This is a genomic window from Candidatus Dormiibacterota bacterium, assembly GCA_035635555.1.
Classification (GTDB): domain Bacteria; phylum Acidobacteriota; class Polarisedimenticolia; order Gp22-AA2; family Gp22-AA2; genus Gp22-AA3.
Genome location: DASQAT010000046.1, coordinates 355,132 through 377,354 on the forward strand (window position 1 = coordinate 355,132; position 22,223 = coordinate 377,354).

Below are 22,223 nucleotides of genomic sequence, written 5' to 3' on the forward strand. Positions count from 1 at the left end.
CTGTGCCATCGACCAAGGCGGGACGGAGACCCAACCGGTTCGGCCCAGTGAATCTCCGCGTCACATGTCGTGAGCCGGGACGAGACAGTCCGTCCAAGAATCGGTACCGCCGGCCTCTAGGCAACCGGCGACCGAAATAAACAAGGAGGTACCTGCCTGCATGGATTTGCAGAAAATGAAAGACGACCCCGCACTCGGACCGCTTGATGCGGCCCCCCAGAACCTGAATCCCTCTCCCAAGCCGAAACGGACCGAACGCCTCAGACCGATGGATGGCGTGGATTCCGAGCTCAAGGACGGCGAATACGAGCAGCTCCTTGAGATGTACGACCAGTCCCTGCGCACGCTGGCGGAGGGGGAAGTCGTCCGGGGACGCGTCCTGCGCATCAGCGGAAACGAAGTGGTCGTGGACGTCGGCTACAAGTCCGAGGGAATCATCGACAAGGACGAATTCCTCGGCCCGGACGGGCAGATTCATGTAAGCGTCGGCGACGAAATCGACGTTCTCCTGGAGAAGACCGAGAACAAGGACGGCTACGTGGTCCTCTCCAAGGAGAAGGCCGAAAAAATGAAGGTGTGGGAGGAGATTGAACGCGCCTACACCGACGGCCGGCCCGTGACCGGTATCGTGAAGGAGCGCATCAAAGGAGGCCTGGCCGTGGACATCGGTGTCCGCGCTTTCCTGCCCGGCTCCCTGGTCGACCTGCGACCGGTGCGCAACCTGGACGCGATGAAGGGGAAAGAGCTACAGATGCGGGTCATCAAGGTGAACCGCAAGCGCGGCAACATTGTGCTGTCGAGGAAGGCGGTCCTCGAGGAGGAGAACGCCGAGAAGAAGCGCCGCACTCTTGGAGGGCTGACCGAGGGCAAGGTCGTCCGCGGCGTGGTGAAGAACATCACCGAGTACGGCGCCTTCATCGATCTGGGCGGGATCGACGGCCTCCTCCACAAGACGGACATGTCCTGGGGACGCGTCAACCATCCGACCGAAATGTTCAACGTCGGGGACGAAGTTGAAGTCGTGGTCCTCAAGTTCGATCCCGAGAAGGAGCGCGTGTCGCTCGGGTACAAGCAGCGGAGTCTGGATCCCTGGGAGACCGTCGATGAGAAGTACCCTCGCGAGTCGCGCGTCAAGGGCAAGGTCGTCAGCCTGACGGACTACGGGGCCTTCATCGAGCTCGAGCCGGGGGTCGAGGGGCTGATCCACGTTTCGGAGATGTCCTGGACCAAGAGAGTGAAACACCCGTCCAAGGTGATGACGGTCGGCGACATGGTTGAAGCGGTCGTCCTGGACGTGGACAAGGCGGCGCGCCGACTGTCTCTTGGTCTGCGCCAGACCGAGCCGAACCCGTGGCAGACGATCAGTGAAAAGTACCATGAAGGCGATCGGATCACCGGCAAGGTGCGCAACCTCACCGACTTCGGAGCGTTCATCGAAGTCGAGGAGGGCATCGACGGCCTGGTCCACATCTCCGACATGTCCTGGACCAAGCGGCTCAAGCACCCCTCCGAAATGCTGAAGAAGGGGGACGATGTCGAGGCCGTGATTCTCAAGATCGACTCGGAGAACCAGCGTCTCTCCCTCGGCATCAAGCAGCTGCAGCCCAACATCTGGGAGGAGTTCTTCAAGACCTACTCAGTCGGCGATTTGGTCACCGGTCGTGTCGTCCGCCTGACTGATTTCGGGGCGTTCGTCGAGATTTCCGAAGGGATCGAGGGCCTGGTGCACGTGTCCGAGATCGCCGAGGAACGCGTCGAGAAGCCGGCCGACAAATTGCGCGTCGACGACGCCGTCACCACGAAGATCATCAAGATGGACATCGCCGAGCAGAAGATCGGTTTGTCGATCAAGGCCGCGGCACAGGACCAAAGCCGCGAGGAACTGAAGAACTACATGAAGGCGCAGCCAGGCGGAACGATCAACCTGGGTGAGGTCGCTGGTCATTCCGGCCGCCGCCGCGAGGAGAAACGCCGCCGAGGGCGCGACACCTTTGAAGAGACCGACGACGAGGATTAGACACCGCGGACCGTGCGGCGGGTGCTTCCGGCGCGTGCCGCGACGGTGGGATGGGACGCAACCATGACGAAGGCCGAGCTTGTGGAAGAGGTGGCCCGGGTCTCGGAGCTGACCAAGAAGCACTCCGAGGTCATCGTCAACACTGTTTTCGACTCGATCATCGACGCCCTGCGGAAGGACGAGAAGATCGAGCTGAGGGGCTTCGGCAGCTTCCGTATCCGACAGCGTCGATCACGACAAGGCCGAAACCCCAAGACAGGCGACAAGGTCGACGTCCCGGCCAAGCGGATCCCGTACTTCAAGCCGGGCAAGGAACTGAAGGAATTGATCAACAATTCGGCGCAGTCCTCCGAGCCGGCGGCTTCCTCCGTCACCTCGACCGGCGTGGAGCCCTGAGAGTCCGCCCTCCCTCGCATGGACAAGCTCTTCAGCCCCTGGCGCCTCCGCTATATCCGGGGGGCGGGGCGCGCGCGGGGCCGGGGCTGCGTATTCTGCCGGGCCGTGCGCAGCGGGAGCGACCGGACGAACCTCGTTGTCCTGCGAGGCCGTTGCAACTACGTCATCCTCAACAAGTACCCCTACAACAACGGGCACATGATGATCGTACCGTTTGCCCACGTGCCGTCTCTCCAGGATGCCCCGGTCGAGACGCTCCAGGAGATGATGGCGCTCGCGGTCCGATGTGAAGCGGCGCTCCGAGCGGCCTATCGTCCCACGGGGATCAATCTGGGCATGAACCTCGGGCGGAGCGCCGGGGCGGGCATCGAAGAGCACTTTCACCTGCACATCGTCCCTCGCTGGGAGGGGGACACGAACTTCATGTCTGTCGTCCACGGCACGCGCGTGATTCCGGAGTCGCTGCAGGCGACCTATCGCAGACTCCGTCCACTCCTCGTCTCGAGAGACGGAGCGCCGCGCTCCGTGGCCCCGAGGCCCTCAGGGGCAGATCGCCGGCCGACACGTCGTGGGAGGTGAGGTGATGTCCGAGAGCCGCCCCCGGCGCTATCTCATCGAAACCTGGGGCTGTCAGATGAACCAGCATGACTCCGAGAAAATGGCGGGGATCCTGGTCGATCTCGGGTACTCGCCGGCGACGGACGAGAGCGAGGCCGATCTCATCCTCTTGAACACCTGCAGCGTCAGGGAAAAGGCGGAGAACAAAGTATACGGACGCCTCGGGCGGCTCCGCCGACTGAAGAGATCCAATCCGGAATTGCTTCTGGGTGTCGTCGGGTGCGTGGCGCAGCAGGCAGGGGAGGGGATCTTCCGCCGGGCCCCGTATGTGGATCTCGTCATGGGGCCCCGCAATCTTTCACGCCTCGGCCAGCTGATCGAGGAGGCCCGCCGTGAGGGCCACTCCATCGGTCTGGCCCGGGATGACGACCCTATCATCTTTCCCACCGGCACGACGGCACGTGCCTCCGGGCCGAAGGCGTTCGTCACGGTCATGGAAGGGTGCAACAAGTCGTGCACCTATTGCATCGTCCCTTTCACCCGGGGTCGAGAGGTGTATCGCCCTCACGAGGAGATCCTGCGCGAAGTCCGCGAATTGACGGCGAACGGCTATCTGGAGATCGAGTTTCTCGGCCAGAACGTCAATGCCTATCACGATGGCGGGTGTGACTTTGCGTCGCTTCTGCACATGGCGGACCGTGTCCAGGGTGTTCGACGCGTTCGATTCACCACCTCGCACCCCGGCCACCTGACGCGCGGGATCATGGACGCCATGCGAAGCGTGACCAGCGTCTGCAACCATCTGCATCTTCCCGCCCAATGCGGATCCGATCGGGTTCTGCGGTCCATGAATCGCGGCTACACCCGTGCCCGCTACCTTTCCAAGATTGACTGCCTCAAGAAGACCGTTCCGGACATGGCGTTCAGCACCGACATCATCGTGGGCTTCCCGGGAGAGTTGGAGTCCGACTTTCAGGACAGCCTGACCCTCCTGCGCGAAGTTGAATACGACCAGGTGTATGCCTTCACCTACTCGCCGCGACCCGGCACGGAAGCGCCGCGGCTCGACTCGGCTCTTCCGGAGGACATCAAACAGTCCCGCCTCCGGGAGCTCCTGGCTCTGCAGGAGTCGATCCAGGTGCGGCGCAACGCAGGGCTGATCGGACGGACGTTCGAGGTGCTCGTCGACGGGACCGGGCGTCTCGACAACGGGTTGCTGAAAGGGCGAACGCGCTGCAACCGGATTGTTCATTTCCCGGGGCCGGCGTGCCGCGGCGATCTCGTCGATGTGAGAATCACGCGCGCCCACGCACACTCGTTGATCGGCGAGACCGGTCCGACGCGTGGCGCTGCTTGACTTGCCCGGATGGCCGGGTTATAAGAACGAACGGGGGAGAGGATGGGAGCGATGGAGCTCGAAATGAAAATCAAGGGGCTGATGATCGATCCGATCACGAACATGCCGATCATCATCCTGCGCGATCCTTCCAGCTCGGCTGTCCTGCCGATCTGGGTCGGCATCTTCGAAGCCAATGCCATCGCTCTCCAGATCGAGAAAATCGTCACCCCTCGTCCGATGACGCACGACCTTCTCAAGAGCATCCTCGACAGCATTCACGCCGCCGTTGAAAAGGTCGTCATCACGGATCTGAAGGACAATACCTTCTATGCTCTCATCTTTCTCAACCACGACGGCAAAGTCGTCCCTATCGACTCTCGCCCGAGCGACGCGATCGCGTTGGCGCTGCGCACCGGGTCCCCGATCTTCGTGAAGAGCGACGTGATTGAAAAAGCGAAGAACACCGACCTGACGAAGGACGCAGGGGAATCGGAGCGAATCCGCAAGTGGCTCGAGAATCTCGACCCTGACGAGATGGGAAAGTACGAAATGTAGGTTGTGCGCCCTCGTAGACATGTCCAAGTCGTTCATTACACAAATCTTAGAGCACGCGCTGGCTCCGTGACATATTATCTGCCTCAGTCTTGACACTCCAGAGGCCGCTTCGGTATAAAGCGTCATCGGCGGCCGGCATTTCAAAGCACGCTTCGGCATCGCGCGACGTGACCGATAGGTCACGACGTGAGACGGAGAACCCCGGCACGTGATCCTGGCCATAGCGAATCAAAAGGGGGGTGTTGGAAAAACCACCACCGCCATCAACCTTGCGGCAGCACTCGCGCAGAAGGGCTTCTCCACGCTTCTCCTCGATCTGGATCCGCAGGGAAACGCCACTCTGTCCTACCTGGATCCCGAGCAATTGAACCTCTCTGTCTATGAGGCTCTGGTCGAGGACAACCGCACGCTGAAAGACGCGGTCCACAAGACAAACATCAAGCTCCTCGACCTGGTGCCAGCACGCATCAGCCTCGCAAAATTCGAGAGCAAGCTGCTCGGGGACATCGATAGCCATTTTCGACTCAAGGATCGTCTCAAGCCCCTGACCAAGGATTACCAGTACGTCGTCATGGACACCCCACCTACCCTCGGCCTTCTCACAGTCAATGCGCTCGTCGCGGCCACGCACCTGCTCGTTCCGATTCAGTCGTCCTACTTCGCCCTCGAGGGAACGGATGACCTTCTCGAGACAGTCGAAAAGATCAAGACGAGGCCGAACCCGAGTCTGGAGTTTCTCGGTGTAGTCATCACCATTCACGACAAGCGGACCGTTCTGGGGCGGGACATTCGGAACCACATCAAGGAGGTATTCGGAAACAAGGTCTTCCGGACAATCATTTCACGCAGTGTCCGTCTCGAAGAGAGCCCGGCCTACAAGGAATCGATTTTCAGTTTCGCGCCCCACTCTACCGGGGCGCTCGAATATTACAAACTATCGGAAGAGGTCATCGGACGTGTCTAAGCAACGTGGACTCCCGGAACAGCGACGAATGCGACACGACTTCCATTTTGTGGACAACCTCACGGGAGCACCCGCTCCAGGTGTGGGGCGAATGATTCCTCTCGAGCTCCTGGTCCCCAACCCGGATCAGCCTCGCAGGTCGTTCGGTGACATGGCTGACCTGGTTTCCTCGATCAAGGAAAAGGGAGTGCTCGAGCCTGTTCTGGTTCGGCCGACGGGCGAGAAGTATCAGATCATCGCCGGCGAACGAAGGTACAGGGCTTCGGTCGAGGCCGGGCTGTCACAAATCCCCTGCATCGAAATCGACGTGGACGATAGGGGAGTGCTGGAGATCAGCCTCATCGAGAACCTCCAACGACGGGATCTCAATCCCTTCGAGGAGGCCGAAGGCCTTCAGAAGCTTTGTGACAAGTTTCTGTACACACATGAAGACGTTGCGAAGAAGCTGGGAAAGGCACGCACCTCGGTCACTGAAACTCTGACCTTGAATCACATCCCTGCTGATCTTCGCGAGCGATGCCGCAGTCTCGGGATATTTTCCAGGTCGACGTTGCTGCAGATTGCACGGCAGCCGAATCGGGACGCGATGTCACGGATGATCGAGGAGATCAAGCACGCGGGCCTCACGCGCGACGACCTTAGGAAGATGAAGGACGAAAAGAAGGGACCGGGGCGGCCGAAGGGGTTCGTCTTCCATTTTCGTCCTCCGGACAATAAGTTCACCCTCAATCTCAAGTTCAAGCGCTCCGAAGTCTCCAAGAACGACATCATCGCAACCCTTCGAGATCTGATCGAAAGCCTCTCCAAGTCCTGAGTGTTGGTTTCCAGGACATGCGGTCTGTGCTTCAATGTCGGCGCGCCGACATTTCCCGCAAGTACACGCCGAGGGCCTCTCGCTGGATTGATAGGTTTACATAAGATATCTTATCGGACGTTGTGCGGATGGCCGCTCTTTGCCTCGCTTGACGCGCCACAAGGCCCCGCCTAACATCGGCACTGCATGCGAACCTTGAAGTTCGACACTATCTGGCGCTACGTGTTTCTCGAGGTGATCTCGCCCACCCTCCTCGGGCTTTGCGTCTACGTCCTGGTCTTTGTGATGAACGCCCTCTTCGAGTTGGCCGAGTTGGCCATCAAGAAGGACCTGTCCGCGCGGTCGGTTGTGACCATCCTTTTTTATTACCTGCCCAGGGTTCTCGAGATGACTATTCCGATGGCGATTCTCCTGGGTGTGCTGGTCGGGATCGGCCGCCTGTCCACCGACAGCGAAGTAGTGGCGTTGAGGGCAAGCGGGGTAAGCTACTGGAAAATCCTCTACCCCGTCCTCACACTGGGGATTGTGGGATGGGTCGTATCCAGTGTTCTCATCCTGGGAGTCGAGCCCGGTGCCAATTACAAGAGGCGCCAAGTCTACAACCGCCTGATGTACTCCGCCGACATGCGCCGGGAGATCAAGCCTCGGGTGTTCTTCGAGGATGTCCCCGGGATGCTCCTTTACGCCGACGAGGTTCACCAGGGCGGGGATTTTCTCGAGAAGGTCTTCATCTACCAGAGCGAGGAGGGGGGCAAGGAGCTTGTCACGGTCGCCCGCAGGGCTCAGATCGAATACGACCGCCACAGTGGGGTGGCGGAATTCTATCTGGAGTCAGGGGTCACTCATAGCACGACACCCAACGAACCCGAGAGCTATCAGCTCAGCAGGTTCGAAAAGCAGATGATCGTGAAGGAGCCCGACGAGTCGTTCAAGCTCCGGAGCAGTCTGCTCAATCGTCCTCTTCCCAAGAACTACCACGAACAGACTCTGGCCGACCTGGGGCACTCGATCATCAGGGCTGGTGCTATCGAGCACGCCGACACCAGGAATCGGGTAGTCGGCAATATCCTGGCCATCATGCACGAACGATTCGCCCTGCCGGTCGCCTGCCTGGTGTTCGCCATCCTGGGAGTGCCGCTGGGAATCATGAACAGGCGAGGAGGAAAGGCCTCCGGCTTCAGCCTCAGCATCGGCATCTCCATCGTCTATTGGATTCTCTATATCGCCGGGCAGAACCTGGTCAGTGAGGGACGCCTGTCTCCTTATCTGGGTCTCTGGGTCGGGAACGCGTCCCTCGGTGTGCTGGGCATCATCCTGCTCATTCTGCGGGAGCGCTCCGAGGGGTTGCAGTTGTCTCTCCTGGTTCCCGCGAGGTTACAGAAAACCCTGACGGCTTTGCGGCGCCGGCGTGATCGGGAAATGGAGTCGAGGCATGACGAAATCGGCGCAACGGTTCAACAGCCTGGCGCCCGGCGCGCGCGCAAGTCCACACGTCTTTCCCGCGGCGGGCACGAGCGGATTCGTGCGGGGCGTTCGGGACAGTCAGGGCCGGAGGATGCGCGAACGCCATTGCGAGCCGTCGTATCGGGTGAGCGCCAGGAGGGACTCGAGTCCACCTCTCCGGTGGGGATCGACGAAATGGTCGAGGAAGAGGACGCTTCGAGCCGCTGGCTGTCGCGACGGACTCTCCTGGTTCTGGGCGGTGGCAGCGCCGCGCTGGGCCTCCTCGTGTCGGCGTCTCACATCCCCTCGCTTCCCTTCTTGCTGGTCGGCCTGATCCTTCTGGCACTCTTTCTCGTATTTCGAACGACCGTGGATCGGTACATCCTGGCCCGCTTCGGAGCCATCTTCGTCGGTTCGGCAGCAACCCTGTACACCCTCTTCGGCGTGTACGAGCTGGTCAGTCTCCTGGATGATCTCGTGGAGCACAATCTCCCGTTTTTCATGGCGTTCACCTACCTGAAATATCGATCCCCATGGATCGTGACGCAGGTCCTGCCCATATCCTGTCTCGTGGCGACCTTCTTGACCATCGGTATCATGTCCCGCTTCAACGAGGTGATCGCACTCAAGGCGAGCGGAACGAGCATCTACCGGATTGCGGCCCCGGTCGTCGTGGTCACCGTCGCGATCAGCGCCATCGCATACATGAATCAGGATTATCTCGAGCCGTACGCCAACCAGCGAGCGGCCCAGCTGAAAGACCAAATCCGTGGTCGCAGCCCGCGCAGCTACGAACCGGGAGAGCGCCGGTGGGTTTTCGGCGCGAGCGGCCGCCTGTTCAACTTCCGGAACTATGTCCCATCCCCCGTCCCTGTCCTGACCACGCCAGGGAGCGGCGAATTCCAGGGATTCTCGGCCTACCATCTCGATCCCGAATCATTCGACATCGACGAACGGATCTATGCGCGCTCCGCCACGTTCGTTGATGGCCGATGGGTTCTGAAGGATGGCTGGATCCGGGCGTTCCCCGGAGGGCAGGAGTCGTTCGAGACCTTCGCGGAGAAGTCATTCGATTTTCCGGAGGGTCCCAGCTATTTCGTCAAGGAATGGAAGACCCCGGCGCAGATGAACTTCACCGAGCTGCAGCGTTTCGTGACCGACCTCAAGCGACGGGGTTACGACGTACAGGAGTTGACGGTCGATCTTTACGACAAGACGGCGCTCCCAATCGTCTCCTTGACGATGGTCATACTTGGAATCCCGTTCTGCTTCAAGATGGGCAAGCGTGGGTCGCTGTACGGCATCGGGATAGCGGTGTGCCTGGTGGCGGTCTTCCTCATCGTCTTTTCCACCACGAACGCCCTTGGCGGGATCGGTCTGATGCCCCCTTTTCTCGCCGCCTGGGCACCCAACGTGCTGTTTGCGGGATCGGGGGTGTATCTGCTCCTCCGGACCGGAACCTGAGCGCGCTCCTGGCTCGCAGGACAGGGATGGGCAGCTTCAAGGCTTGAAGAGCGCCTTTTCCGCCTCGTAGCGGACTGCTTGGGCGCCATCGGCGTGAGCAATCGCCCGGAGATCCCCCTCCACTTCGTGCCGGTTCGGCCACGCGGCGGCAGCCGCGACCGCCTGGACACGCACCGATTCGTCCCGATCGTTGTGCGCCCGCCCGAGTACGGCCAGAAGAGCGGCGCGTGCGTCGTCGAGGACTTCATCACCCGTTCCGCGCTCCGACCCGAAGATCTGTCCCAGCAGCCTCAAGGCCTGGCTCCTCAGCGTTGGGGATGGCGAGCCGAGGAGGACGATCATCTTCGGGAGGAGGGATGAATCGGCGACCCGCAGTCGCTCGAGCTCGGACAGCGACGCCTCCAGAAGAAACGGATTGGGGCTATCGAGACGAGCCCTCAACTCGGCGACCTGACTCGCCGCATCGAGGCAGCCGATCCGAGCCAGCCGACGGATCGCCTCCAGGACGATCTCGGGGCCTTCCGCCGGAAGTGTCATCCTCCCCTGTCTTCCTTTGAAGAGGGTGAAGAGGTCTTTGAATTTTTCGATGTCCTTCTTGCGGACGTTTGTCTTGTAGGGGACCAGAAAGAGGATTTCCTTCTGTCCGTCTGGAAAAACGATCACATCGTCCGAGGGCCCGCGCGTGAAGTTGAAGTCCCGGAAGGCGATCCTGAGATGGGGACCCGGGGGAGTGCCTTTCAACGCCTCGACGACATCGACTTCCGCGTATTTCAGACTCCCGTTGTGCACGGCGACGAGCGTGACGAGATCGGCGCGCGCGACCAGTTGGAACAGGTTCAGGATCTCCGGTTTGGGTCCGAGCTGCGCGAGCGCCGAAGAGCAGCTCAAGGACAACAACGAGACGATGATGGCAAATGACCTTCCGTTGACCCGGGAGGTAAGGAGTGTCCCGAAGCGCCTGTTCAAGGTTTGTCCGAGGGCGCCGATTCGGGCTTCATTCTCTCGCTCGATCCCCCCGCGAGGGATTTCAATTTCTGGCGGATCTCGGCCTGGTTGGGTCTGAGCCTCAGGGACGTCTGGAACGCCGCCACCGCCTTATCCTTCTGGCCGAGACGAAGGTAAGCTTCCCCGAGAAAGGTCTGCATGTCCGCATCCTCCGGAAGGAGGCGCATCCCCTCGATCAGCAGGTCCACGGCCTCCGCCGCACGGTCCCGACCCATGAGGGAGCGCGCCAGATTGAGGTAGGCGGGGCTGTACCGCGTGTCGATCGCCAGGGCTCGCCTCATCTCGGACTCCCCTTCCTCAACCCTTCCCTGCTTCAGGAGCGCGAGGCCGAGGTTGTGGTGGACGTCGGCATAGTCAGGATCGAGCTTTACCGCCTTGCGATAGGAGGCGATTTCATCGGTCAGCCGGCCGAGTCTCCCATAGACCGCGCCCAGGTTGTTGTGTGCCGAGGCATCCGCTGGATCCACGGCCACCGCCTTCTCGAGTTCGATTCTCGCCCGCTCGAAATGTCCCATCGAGTAGAGCAAGGCGCCGTAGTTCGTGCGCACCTGGACGTTTTCGGGATCCCTCTGCAGCGCATTCCGGAAATTCTCTTCGGCCCCCTTCAAATCTCCCTGCTGCTCGAGGATCAGGGCCAGGTTGCTGAACGAGCCGGCAAATTCCGGATCGGCGGAGATCGCCTTTCGGAATGAGGCGACCGCATCGTCCACTTTCCCCTGCTCCTTGTAGATGACTCCGATGTTGTTGAGGGCTTCGGAGTATTCCGGATCGACGGCCACGACCTTCAAGAATTGTTTCAAGGCGTCGTCCTGGCGGCCCAGCTTGTTGTAGAGGATTCCGAGACTGTTGCGGGCGTCCGTGAAATTAGGCTCGTACTCCAAAGCGGTCTTGAACCGTTTTTCGGCCTCGGGGTACTGCTTTTTCTCCATGGCGATGTTTCCGAGCAGGTTTTCCGCTTCCTTCGAGCGGGGCTGCCGGCTCAAGTACTCATTGAGGACCTTGGTCGCGGCGTCGTAATCTCTCTTCTTGTAGAGGGCCCGCCCGATGTTGATGCGGGCCATCCCGAGGTCCTCCGACGACTTGATGGCCTGCTCGAACTCCCCTATCGCCTCGTCGTATTTGCCCTGATTGAGAAGGAGCATGCCGCGATTGTTGTGCGAGTTCGCGGTGTCCTGGCGAAGGTACCCCAGCGATTCGAGCTTGTCCTTGAGCTCCTGATCCCCTTGCGGGTCGAGCGCCGCGGGGGACCCGGACGAGGCCACGGCGGCGACAGGGGCGGCCGATGTCGTCTCGTAGGTCGGCAGGTAGCGGATCGGATGGCCTGCGAGAAACGCGGGATCGAAAACATCGATCAAGGGGCGTCCGTCCATATCCTCGGCGACGGGCAGGCCGAGCACCGCCAGAACGGTGGGAGCGATGTCGAGGACGGAGCCCTCGCTCAACTCGGAGCGTTTCCGGAACGGAGGTCCCGCGAGGATGATGATGCCGTACTTGCGGTGCCAGTCGGCGGCCTGTCCGTATCCGATCCGTGAGTCGGTCAGGGGACGATTGTCACCGGTTCGAAAGCCGTGGTCGGAGCAGATGATGATGGCCGTTTCCGGACCGGCCGCCTGGACCAGACGTCCCACCAGCTCGTCGGCGTGACGATAGTACTCGTCGACGGCGCGTCCGAACCGCTGCGACTCCTCCTTCGTGACCCCAGGCAGGAGCGGAGGGACGTAGCGCATGAACAGATGCGCCACCGTATCTGTTCCTTCCAGGTAGACCGCCTGGAATTCGGGGTGATAGCGCTCCCGGAGAGCGAGGCTGACCGCAGTGTAGGTGTCGCCCGCAGCCAGGAGGGTCTTCAGGTCGTCGATCAAACTGTTCTGATCGTCCGAAACGGCGGCTGGATCCTCGGGCAGGTGCACGTAACGTGAAACTTCCCCCACCCCGATCGACTCGGGGGCCACGGTGAGCGAGGCCACGAGATCCCCCAGCTCGGCAGGAAAGACCTTGCCTTCTTTCACCGGATCGTGGGCGGCGCGGGCTCCGAACAGCTGGTAGGCCACCCGGTCCGAGACCACGAAGCCGTTCACCTTCTCCGCTGGAAAGCTGGCCCACCACCCCGCCACCCCTACGCTCAGACCCTGCTCGCTGAGGATGTTCCAGAGGGCCTTTGTTCTCCTGAGACTCGAGGTGACGGGAACCTTCTCCCCGTCACGGCCGGTTGTCGCCATGAAGTCGATGATGCCATGGCGGCTCGGAGAGACGCCGGTGGCGATGCTCGTCCAGATGACCGGAGACAGCATCGGTGTGATCGTGTGCAACCGGCCGCGTACGCCGGCACGCGCCAGTCTGCCCAGGTTAGGCAGGCGGCCGGCTTCGATGAGCGGGTCGACGATATTCCAGTCGGCGCCGTCGAGACCGATCAGAAGAACCTTCGTTCCGGTCTTCTGTCGGGACGACTGTGCTTCGGCGATCGAGGCGGCGCGGATGCGCACGGAGCTCACGTCACACGAAAGCAACTCTAGTCCGGCCCCCCGGAACCGCTCCGCCAGAGACTGTCCCAGGGCGGATCGCAGATCCTCGGTCCGCGCCCCCGAGATGCCTCCATAGTCCGAGGAACCAATGACCGCACGCAGCCCCTCCCCCACCCATCGGTCGAGGACCCTCGAATAACGTGCCCCAAGCGCTCGATGCACCTCGAGGATTCGGTCAGGATCCACCCTATATCGGATGGTCCCCGTGGTCGTGACGGCGGTCCCCTCTCGGGTGACCAGCAGACTCCGATCGGTCTCTCCTCCTCGGAAGGAGAGAGTCACCGGATCGGCGGGGTAGCGCGTGAGACGGAGAAGGCCGGGAGGGGCGAGTCGCCAGCCTGGATCGGAAACGCGCGGACGCAAGATCCCCAGGGGCGAATCCAGCACGGCGATGCCACGGGCGGGGTCGATTCGATTCAGGCCGCAGAGGATCCAGACCGCCACGATCAGGAGACACACCCCCAGAAGGACCTTGCGCTTCCTGATCGATTCGAGGTTCATGGTCGTGCGCGCGCGGGCCGCCTCGCGTGTCCTGGAGCCTGAGGGCCTGGCTTCTAGGTCCCCTCGGACCAGCTCGAAAGATAGGTCTGCTGGTCGTCGGAGAGAGTGTCGATGCGGACACCCATCGTCTGCAGTTTCAGACGGGCGATCTCGCGGTCGATTTCTATCGGGACGGGGTAGACCTGACGCTTCAGGTCCTTCCCTTCCTTCACGAGGTATTCGGCGGAGAGCGCCTGGTTTGCGAACGACATGTCCATGACGGCCGCCGGGTGCCCCTCGGCGGCCGCGAGGTTGATGAGGCGTCCCTCCCCGAGAAGGTTGAGGCGGCGACCGGAGGGGAGCGTGTACTGATCGACGTAGTCGCGCAGGCGTTGTTTGCGTCCGGAAGCGAGACCCTCGAGGGCCGGAATGTTGATCTCGACGTTAAAATGCCCCGAATTCGACAGGACGGCGCCGTCCTTCATCACCTCGAAATGCCGCCGATCGAGAACGTGCTTGTTGCCGCTCAGGGTCACGAAGATATCGCCGATTTGCGCCGCGTCATCCATCGGCAGAACCTGGTAACCGTCCAGGACCGCCTCCAGGGCTTTGACGGGGTCGATCTCGGTGACGATGACGTGGGCCCCCATGCCCCGGGCACGGAGGGCCACACCCCTCCCGCACCAGCCGTACCCCGCCACGACCAGCTTGAGCCCCGCGATGAGCAGGTTGGTGGAGCGGATGATCCCGTCGAGAGTGCTCTGGCCCGTGCCGTATCGGTTATCGAAGAAGTGCTTCGTCATGGCGTCGTTGACGGCCACGATCGGGTAAGCGAGCACCCCCTCGCGCGCCATGCTGGTGAGGCGGATCACGCCCGTGGTCGTCTCTTCCGTCCCACCGATGATCCCGGGCAGAAGATCACGTTTGCGCGAGTGCAGGACCGACACGAGGTCGGCCCCATCGTCCATGGTCAACTGAGGCGCCGCTTCCAGCGCCTGGAGGATGTGCCGGTAGTAGGTGTCGTTGTCCTCACCCTTGATGGCGAACACCTCGATGCCATCGTGCACCGCCAGAGACGCGGCGACTTCGTCCTGCGTGGAGAGCGGGTTGCTGGCGCACAGGCGGACCCGGGCCCCTCCGGCGGCCAGCGTCCGGGCCAGGTTCGCCGTTTCGGAGGTCACGTGCAGGCAGGCGGCGAGACGCAATCCCTCGAGCGGCTTCTCCCGTGCGAAACGCTCGCGAATGCTGCGGACCACCGGCATCTGATCGTCAGCCCAGAGGATGCGCGTGCGACCCCTGTCCGCCATGGCACGATCCTTCACGTCAGAGTTGGTCATGTTCCGTGTCACCCCTGTTTCGATCGCGAAACGCTCAGCCCCGGACCGCCTTGCGGAGCGCTTCGGCCTTGTCCGTCCTTTCCCAGGTGAACCCGGCATCGCCCCTCCCGAAATGCCCAAAGGCGGCGGTCCGCCTGTAAATGGGCTTGCGCAGATCCAGCGTCTCGATGATTTCCCGCGGCTTCAGGCCGAAGTGCTCGCGAATCAACTTCACGATGGCATCGTTCTCGAGATTCGCCGTTCCGGACGTATCGACCATCACCGACACCGGATCGGCGACGCCGATCGCATAGGCCAGCTGGACCTCCAGACGCTCGGCGATGCCGGCCGCAACCAGGTTCTTGGCGATGTAGCGCGCCATGTACGCCGCAGAACGATCGACCTTGGTGGGGTCCTTCCCCGAGAACGCTCCTCCGCCGTGGTGGGCATATCCCCCGTAGGTATCGACGATGATCTTGCGGCCGGTGAGCCCGGTGTCCCCCTGCGGGCCACCGATGACGAAGCGTCCCGTCGGGTTGATGTGCAGACGGGTTTTCCGGTCGCGCAACTCCTCGGGGATCACGGGGCGGATGATCTGCTCCTCGACATCGCGCCGCAAGACCTCGGTCGCCACTGAGGAATCGTGCTGCGTCGACACGACCACGGTGTCGATGCGGACGGGTCGTCCGTCCTGGTACTCGACCGTCACCTGGGTCTTGCCGTCGGGACGCAAGTACGGGAGACCTCCCGACCGCCGCACCTCGGAGAGCCGGCGCACGAGCCGATGTGCCATCTCGATCGGCATCGGCATCAACTCGGGTGTTTCCCGGCAGGCGTACCCGAACATCATTCCCTGGTCCCCCGCTCCTCCCGTGTCCACTCCCATGGCGATGTCGGACGACTGCTTGTCGATGGAGGTGAAGATCGCGCAGGTGTCGCAGTCGAAGCCGTACTTGGCGCGCGTGTAACCGATCTCACGCACGGTCTCGCGAGCCAGCGATGGGATGTCGACGGTGGCCTTCGTGGTCATCTCGCCCGCGACCAGGACCACACCCGTGGTCACGAGAGTCTCGATCGCCACGCGCGACAGCGCGTCCTGGGAGAGGACCGCGTCCAGGACGCCGTCGGAAATTTGATCGGCGATCTTGTCGGGATGCCCTTCCGTCACCGATTCCGATGTGAACAGGGACCTGCCCTTGACCATGCCCCTCTCCTTCAACTGGACCTTAGTACCGGTCGACGCCTTCGGTGGAAAGGCCCGAGAATACGGGAGTTGCGGGTGGAAAGTCAACGGAATCTCACGGCTCCCTTCCCCAGAAGACCCTCCAGGGCCAGCGTCAGATCGCGGCTGGGCGAGACCTTGAGGGCATCCCCCGCGCGGAGCGTGGCTCGGAAGCCCTGTGGCTGCGTCACTTCGATGAAGACGGGACAGGGCCCCGGTCGTTCGCGCAGGAGATCCCGCACCCTCTCCACGGCGGCGTCACCGAACCCCGCCTGGGGGATGGCAAGGACAATCTCCCTGGCCTTCTCCTCGGCCTGGTCCAGGTGAAGGAGGCTTTCCGCGATGAGGCGCTTCTGGTCGTCGGCCACCTCGACGTTGCCGCTCACCAGGAGCGCCGCGTCCTCGTCCAGGAGACTCCGGTGCTTCGCGTAGGTATCCGGGAACGCGATGACCTCGAGCGACCCGTCGAGGTCGTCCAGACGGAACACCGCCATCATGTCCCCGCGCCTCGTCTTGCGTCGTTTCAGGGCGGACACAATCCCGGCGACGGCAACCTTGCGCGGCTTCTGGATTTCTTTCACCGTGGAGGTCGTATGGGTGACCAGGCCCTTCAGACGCGCGGCATATTCCTTGAAGGGGTGCCCGGCCATGTAGAAGCCGAGGACTTCCTTCTCCCCTGCCAGCAGCTCCCGGTCGGACCACTCCCGGACACTCTCTGTGGGCACCGCCGCGGCACCGAGGGCCGCGGGGCCGGCGAACAGACCGGCCTGGCCGCTCTCCCTGTCCCGCAGAGCGTTCTGGCCCGCTTCGATGGCTGCGTCGACACCGGTGAAAAGAGCCGACCTGGAGGGGCCAAGGTGGTCGAGCGCGCCGGCCTTCACGAGAGACTCGAGGACGCGCTTGTTGATGGTGCGCAGGTCGATCGCGGAGCAGAGAGCCGCGAGGGATCCGAAAGGACCATGCGACGCGCGGGCCTCGACCATCGTCCGCGCGGCCCCCTCGCCGACGTTCTTGACCGCTCCCAGTCCGAAGCGGATCCCCTCCGGCTGGACCGTGAAATCGACACCCGAGTGGTTGACGTGCGGCGGGAGCACGGCGATGCCCATCTCCTTCGATTCGCCGATGTACTTGACGATGTTGTCGGTGTTGTCCTTCTCCATCGTCAGGAGGGAGGCCATGAAATGCCGGGGGTAGTGCGCCTTCAACCAGGCCGTCCGGTACGCGATCAGGGCGTACGCGGTGGAATGCGCCTTGTTGAAGCCGTAGCCGGCAAAGTGCTCCATCAGATCGAATAGCCGTTTCGCGTCCTTCTCTCCGACCTCGCGAGACCGGCATCCCTTCGTGAACTTCTCGCGTTGCGCGGCCATGACGTCCTTCTTCTTCTTGCCCATGGCCCGACGCAGGATGTCGGCTTCTCCCAGGGTGAAGCCGGCGAGACGCGACGCGATCTGCATCACCTGCTCCTGGTACACGATGACGCCGTAGGTGACCCCGAGGATCTCCTCGAGCTGCGGGACGATGTATTCGATGGCCTTGCGGCCATGCCGCCGCTCGACGTAATCGTCGATCATTCCCGAGCCGATGGGTCCCGGGCGGAACAGGGCGTTCAAGGCGATGAGGTCCTCGAATCGGTCCGGCTTCAGCTTGCGGAGGATGTCCTTCATGCCCGAGGACTCAAACTGGAACACGCCGTCCGTGCGCGCTCCCTGGAAGCAGGCGTAGGTTTCCGGATCGTCGAGCAGCAGCGTCTCGACGTCCACGTGGACCCCCTCGTCGGCGCGGATTCGTTCCCGACAGTCCTGGATGATCGTCAGCGTCTTGAGGCCGAGGAAATCCATCTTCAGGAGTCCGATGCTGCCGATCTCCTCCATGGCATATTGCGTGACGATCTCGTCGTCCCGCGTGCGTGCCAGGGGTGAGAACTCGACGATCGGCCGGGGCGAGATCACCACCCCTGCGGCATGCACCGAGGCGTGACGCGTCAATCCTTCGAGCCGTCTCGAGACGTCCAGGAGTTGCCGGATCCGATCATCCTGTTCGTGCATCTGGCGGAGCGCCGGCACGGTGTTGATCGCCTTGTCGATCGTCATGTCCGGCTCGGCCGGTATCAGTTTCGCGATCCGGTCGCAGTCGCCGAACGCGATGTCGAGCCCGCGGCCCGCGTCGCGGATCACGGCCTTGGCGCCCATGGTCGCGAACGTGATGATCTGGGCGACGTTCTCCCGTCCGTACTTGTCGCGCACGTAGTCGATGACGGCGCCGCGCCCCCGCATGCAGAAGTCGATGTCGATGTCCGGCATCGTGATCCGCTCCGGGTTCAGGAAGCGCTCGAACAGGAGGTCGTACTGGAGCGGGTCGACATCCGTGATGCGCAGACAGAAGGCGACCAGGGAGCCGGCCGCCGAACCACGGCCCGGACCGACGGGAACGCCCTTGTCCCGGGCGTACTTGATGAAGTCCCAGACGATGAGAAAGTATCCGGCGAACCCCATGCGGATGACCATGTCGATCTCACTCGCCAGGCGCCGTCCGTACTCTTCGATCGGGACGCGGAGCAGGCCTTTCGCGGCGAGGGCCTTCCAGGCGGGCAGCCTTTCCTCGAAACCGCGCTCCGACATGTCGCGGAAGTACTCTTCGACGGTCCTCCCCTCGGGAACCTGGAAATGCGGCAGCAGGTTGTCTCCCTTGGGCATGACCAGGTTGCAGCGTTCCGCGACGAGCAGCGTGTTCTCGACCGCCTCCGGGAGGTGCTTGAACGCCGTCCACATCTCTTCGGGCGACTTGAAATAGTGCTCCTGGGTGAAGCGCATGCGGTCGGCGTCCTTGACCGTCTTGCCGGTCTGGATGCAGATCAGGATGTCGTGCGCGAAGTGGTCGTCGCGCCTCAGGAAGTGACAGTCGTTCGTGGCCAGCAGCGGGATCTTGAGGCGCCTCCCCAGGGGCACCAGGACTTCGTTCAGCAGCTTCTCCTCCGGCAGGCCCTGGTCCTGAATCTCGAAAAAGAAATTTTCGGCGCCGAAGATCTCCCGGTACTCGCAGGCGACACGTTCGGCCTCGGCCTGCCGACCCGAAAGAATGAGCTGGGGGATCTCTCCTCCGAGACAGGTGGAGGTCGCGATCAGACCGCGTCCGTGTCTCTCCAGGAGCTCACGATCGATGCGCGGCCGGTAGTAGTACCCCTCCAGAAACCCCGCGGTGGAGAGCCGCATGAGGTTCTGATAGCCGGTCTGGTCCCGGGCGAGGAGGAGCAGGTGATAGTAGGGCTTCTTTCCCGCACCCGCAGGCGTGCGATCCGTACGCGAGCCGGGCGCAATGTAGGTCTCGCACCCCAGGATCGGCTTGATCCCTTTCTCGGCCGCGGCCTCGAAGAACGGGACGGCGCCGAAGAGATTGCCGTGGTCCGTAACGGCCACGGCCGGCATCCCGAAGCGCGCCGCCTGCTCGACGAGCTCCTCGAGCTTGGAGGCGCCGTCCAGGAGGGAGTACTGGGAATGATTGTGCAGGTGTACGAAGCTCGTGTCGGCCATCGCGCGGTCACTCCCACTCGATGGTGGCGGGCGGCTTGCTGCTGATGTCGTAGACGACTCGATTGACACCGCGCACTTCGTTCACGATCCGCGCGCTGACCGCCGCGAGAAAATCGAGCGGCAGACGGGCCCAGTCGGCCGTCATGAAGTCATCCGTGGTGACCGCGCGGAGCGCCACGACGTTTTCGTAGGTCCTGCCGTCGCCCATCACGCCCACCGAGCGGACCGGCAGGAGGACGGCGAACGCCTGGGACGTTTCGTAGTACAGGCCCGCAGAGCGCAATTCATGGAGGAAGATGGCGTCGACCCGTCTGAGGATGGCGAGGCGCTCTTCGGTGACCTCCCCCAGGACGCGGACGGCAAGACCCGGCCCCGGGAAGGGATGACGCAGCAAGATGGCGTCGTCCAGGCCCAGCTCCCGGCCGAGACGGCGCACCTCGTCCTTGAACAGCTCCCGCAGTGGTTCCACCAGTTTCAGCCTCATCGTGCTCGGCAGTCCTCCGACATTGTGGTGCGTCTTGATGACCGCCGAGGGTCCCTTGTGGGAGGTCGACTCGATCAGGTCGGGATAGAGCGTTCCCTGGGCCAGGAACTCCACAGGGCCGAGATCCCTCGCGGCCGCCTCGAACACCTCGATGAACACCCGGCCGATCGTCCGCCGTTTTTCCTCGGGGTCGACGAGGCCTCGAAGCTCAGTGAGGAAGCGCCGCGCGGCGTCGATGCGCTCGACCTTGACGTGAAAGGCACGATCGAACGTGTCCAGCACCGACTCCGCCTCGTCCTGCCGCAAGAGCCCGTTGTCTACGAACAGACCGTGGAGCCGGTCGCCGATCGCCCGGTGGATCAGGAGGGCCGCCACCGCCGAGTCCACCCCGCCGCTCAGCCCCGCCACGACGCGACCGTTGCCCACCCGGGCCCGGATGGCCGCGATCGATTCCTCGATGAACGAACTCATCTTCCAGCTGCCGGTGCACCCGCAGACGTCGTACAGGAAGTTGCGCAGGATGTCCCTGCCGCGCTCCGTGTGCATGACTTCCGGGTGGAACTGGATGGCGTGGAGCCGCCTCCCCGCGTCGGCCATGGCGGCGCAGGCGGAGTTCGTGCTCGTGGCCGTCCGTTCGAAACCGCGCGGGACTTCGACCACTTCGTCCCCGTGACTCATCCAGACCCTCTGGACACCGGGCTGGCCGGCGAACAGGCCGGCCGCGCGCAGCACGCGCAGCTCCGACGGCCCGAACTCGCGCTGCGGCGAGCGGATGACCCTGCCACCGAGCTGGTGGGCCATGAGCTGCATGCCGTAGCAGATTCCCAGGATCGGCAGCCCCAGCCTGTACACCGCCTCGTCCAGGCGCGGAGCCCCCGGAACATCGACGGACTCGGGGCCGCCCGAAAGGATCAGACCGCGGGCACCCCGCATTCGCTCGATCGCCGCGTCGAAGGGCACGAGCTCGCTGTACACATTGAGCTCGCGCACCCGGCGCGCGATGAGCTGCGAATATTGAGCCCCGAAATCCAGGACGAGCACCGTCTCGCGCGAGCTCATCTGTCCGCCACCTTCCTCACCCCCGGTTGTCGGACCGGCATCGAGGTCCGGCGCGCCGCGTGGTGCACCAGCCGCTCCAGCGCGTTCGCCGGGTCCTTCGCCCCCATCCCCTTCAGCTCCCGATCGACCTTGAGGCAGAACGCCAGTGCGTCGCGCAAATCGTCGGCGCGGGCGCCGCCGACCTCACGGGTGAAGCGTTCGATGCGCCCGCGATCGATGCCGTAGAGGGTCGTGGACTCGCGCGGAGGCAGTCTGCGGGCCTCGGCCACCTTGGCGCGCAGAGCGTTCCGGAAGTACCACGACAGGCCACCCAGAATCTTGATGGGGTCCTCTCCTTGCCGGAGCAGCGCCCGCAGGATTCCGAGGGCTTCACCCCGCTCGCCGCGCGCGGCGTGGGCGGCGAGGCGGAAGGAGTCTTCCACGCGCGGCACGTCGGCGAGAAGCGCCAGATCCGCCGCCTCCACCGGGCGTGGTCCGCCCAGGGAGCTCATCAGCTTTTCGATCTCGGCGTCGACGCGTCCGAGACCCGCGCCCGACAGTCCGGCGGCGATCGCCGAGGCGAGGTCGGGACTGATGCCGAACCCGCGGGCGCGCAGTCGATCCCGCACGAAGACGGCCGTGCGCGGTTCGTCGAGCGGACCGCAGTCGACCCGCGTGACGTCCTCCGCGAGAACCCGGTACAGCCCCCTGCGTCGATCGAAGCCGACATCGCTGAAGGCGAGGCACGTCCGTGGATTCGGTGCCTTCAGGTACGCCTTCAGCGGGTCGAGACTCTCGGCGCGGAGGGCGTCGGCATCGCGCACGACGATGAGGCGACGGGCGCTTCCCATCGGATACGTCCGCGCCAGGTCGAGAAGCGCGCCGAGCGAGATGTCTCCGCCGCGCACGGCGTCGCGGTCCATGGACAGGGCGTCGCCCGAAACGGTGGCTTGCTCCAGAAGGCGGATTCCCTCGTCGTGGAAGTACGCCTCCTCCCCTTCGAAAAGATAGACCGGGGCCACCTGGCCGGCCTTGAGGGCCTCGCGGAAGCGGGCGAAGCTCAGAGAGGTTGGCATGAT

General features: G+C 63.1%; 15 protein-coding genes. 8 read left to right on the forward strand and 7 right to left on the reverse strand.

Annotated elements, in window-relative coordinates; genetic code table 11:
• Positions 1-160 precede the first annotated feature (160 nt).
• From VEW47_14280 to VEW47_14315, 8 genes are all read left to right on the forward strand, one after another.
• Entirely contained in the window at positions 161-2,017 is a 1,857-nt protein-coding gene (locus VEW47_14280; protein HYS06348.1) for a 30S ribosomal protein S1, read from the forward strand.
• 63 nt (positions 2,018-2,080) lie between these two features.
• Positions 2,081-2,413: an integration host factor subunit beta gene (locus VEW47_14285; protein ID HYS06349.1), complete on the forward strand. Its 333-nt coding sequence runs from the start codon at positions 2,081-2,083 to the stop codon at positions 2,411-2,413.
• A gap of 18 nt (positions 2,414-2,431) precedes the next feature.
• Entirely contained in the window at positions 2,432-2,992 is a 561-nt protein-coding gene (locus tag VEW47_14290; GenBank protein HYS06350.1) for an HIT domain-containing protein, read from the forward strand.
• Positions 2,993-2,996: 4 nt separating this feature from the next.
• Positions 2,997-4,328, forward strand: a complete 1,332-nt coding sequence (miaB, locus tag VEW47_14295) for a tRNA (N6-isopentenyl adenosine(37)-C2)-methylthiotransferase MiaB (protein HYS06351.1) — start codon at positions 2,997-2,999, stop codon at positions 4,326-4,328.
• A 51-nt stretch (positions 4,329-4,379) separates the two neighbouring features.
• On the forward strand, positions 4,380-4,865 hold the full coding sequence (locus VEW47_14300; GenBank protein HYS06352.1) for a bifunctional nuclease family protein: 486 nt from the start codon (positions 4,380-4,382) through the stop codon (positions 4,863-4,865).
• 208 nt (positions 4,866-5,073) lie between these two features.
• On the forward strand, positions 5,074-5,829 hold the full coding sequence (locus VEW47_14305) for a ParA family protein (GenBank protein HYS06353.1): 756 nt from the start codon (positions 5,074-5,076) through the stop codon (positions 5,827-5,829).
• Between the two features lie 91 nt (positions 5,830-5,920).
• A complete protein-coding gene (locus VEW47_14310) occupies positions 5,921-6,643 on the forward strand; it encodes a ParB/RepB/Spo0J family partition protein (GenBank protein ID HYS06354.1) in 723 nt (240 codons plus the stop codon).
• Between the two features lie 195 nt (positions 6,644-6,838).
• Positions 6,839-9,550 carry an LptF/LptG family permease gene (locus tag VEW47_14315; GenBank protein ID HYS06355.1) on the forward strand — a complete coding sequence of 904 codons (2,712 nt, stop codon included), beginning with the start codon at positions 6,839-6,841 and terminating at the stop codon, positions 9,548-9,550.
• Between the two features lie 36 nt (positions 9,551-9,586).
• Here the strand turns inward: VEW47_14315 and VEW47_14320 are convergent, their stop codons facing one another.
• The 7 genes from VEW47_14320 to holA all read right to left on the reverse strand — a co-directional run bounded on the left by VEW47_14320 (position 9,587) and on the right by holA (position 22,220).
• Positions 9,587-10,438, reverse strand: coding sequence for a hypothetical protein (locus tag VEW47_14320; protein HYS06356.1), 852 nt, complete (start codon positions 10,436-10,438; stop codon positions 9,587-9,589).
• Positions 10,439-10,512: 74 nt separating this feature from the next.
• Entirely contained in the window at positions 10,513-13,578 is a 3,066-nt protein-coding gene (locus VEW47_14325; protein HYS06357.1) for a tetratricopeptide repeat protein, read from the reverse strand.
• A gap of 53 nt (positions 13,579-13,631) precedes the next feature.
• Entirely contained in the window at positions 13,632-14,894 is a 1,263-nt protein-coding gene (locus VEW47_14330) for an adenosylhomocysteinase (GenBank protein HYS06358.1), read from the reverse strand.
• Positions 14,895-14,928: 34 nt separating this feature from the next.
• Positions 14,929-16,077 carry a methionine adenosyltransferase gene (gene metK, locus VEW47_14335; protein HYS06359.1) on the reverse strand — a complete coding sequence of 383 codons (1,149 nt, stop codon included), beginning with the start codon at positions 16,075-16,077 and terminating at the stop codon, positions 14,929-14,931.
• A gap of 83 nt (positions 16,078-16,160) precedes the next feature.
• The gene (dnaE, locus tag VEW47_14340) at positions 16,161-19,622 is read right to left on the reverse strand and encodes a DNA polymerase III subunit alpha (GenBank protein ID HYS06360.1); all 3,462 of its coding nucleotides are present in this window, start codon (positions 19,620-19,622) and stop codon (positions 16,161-16,163) included.
• Between the two features lie 7 nt (positions 19,623-19,629).
• Entirely contained in the window at positions 19,630-21,165 is a 1,536-nt protein-coding gene (gene guaA, locus VEW47_14345; protein ID HYS06361.1) for a glutamine-hydrolyzing GMP synthase, read from the reverse strand.
• A complete protein-coding gene (gene holA / locus VEW47_14350) occupies positions 21,162-22,220 on the reverse strand; it encodes a DNA polymerase III subunit delta (protein HYS06362.1) in 1,059 nt (352 codons plus the stop codon). Before holA ends, guaA begins: the two co-directional genes overlap by 4 nt.
• Between the last annotated feature and the right edge of the window lie 3 nt (positions 22,221-22,223).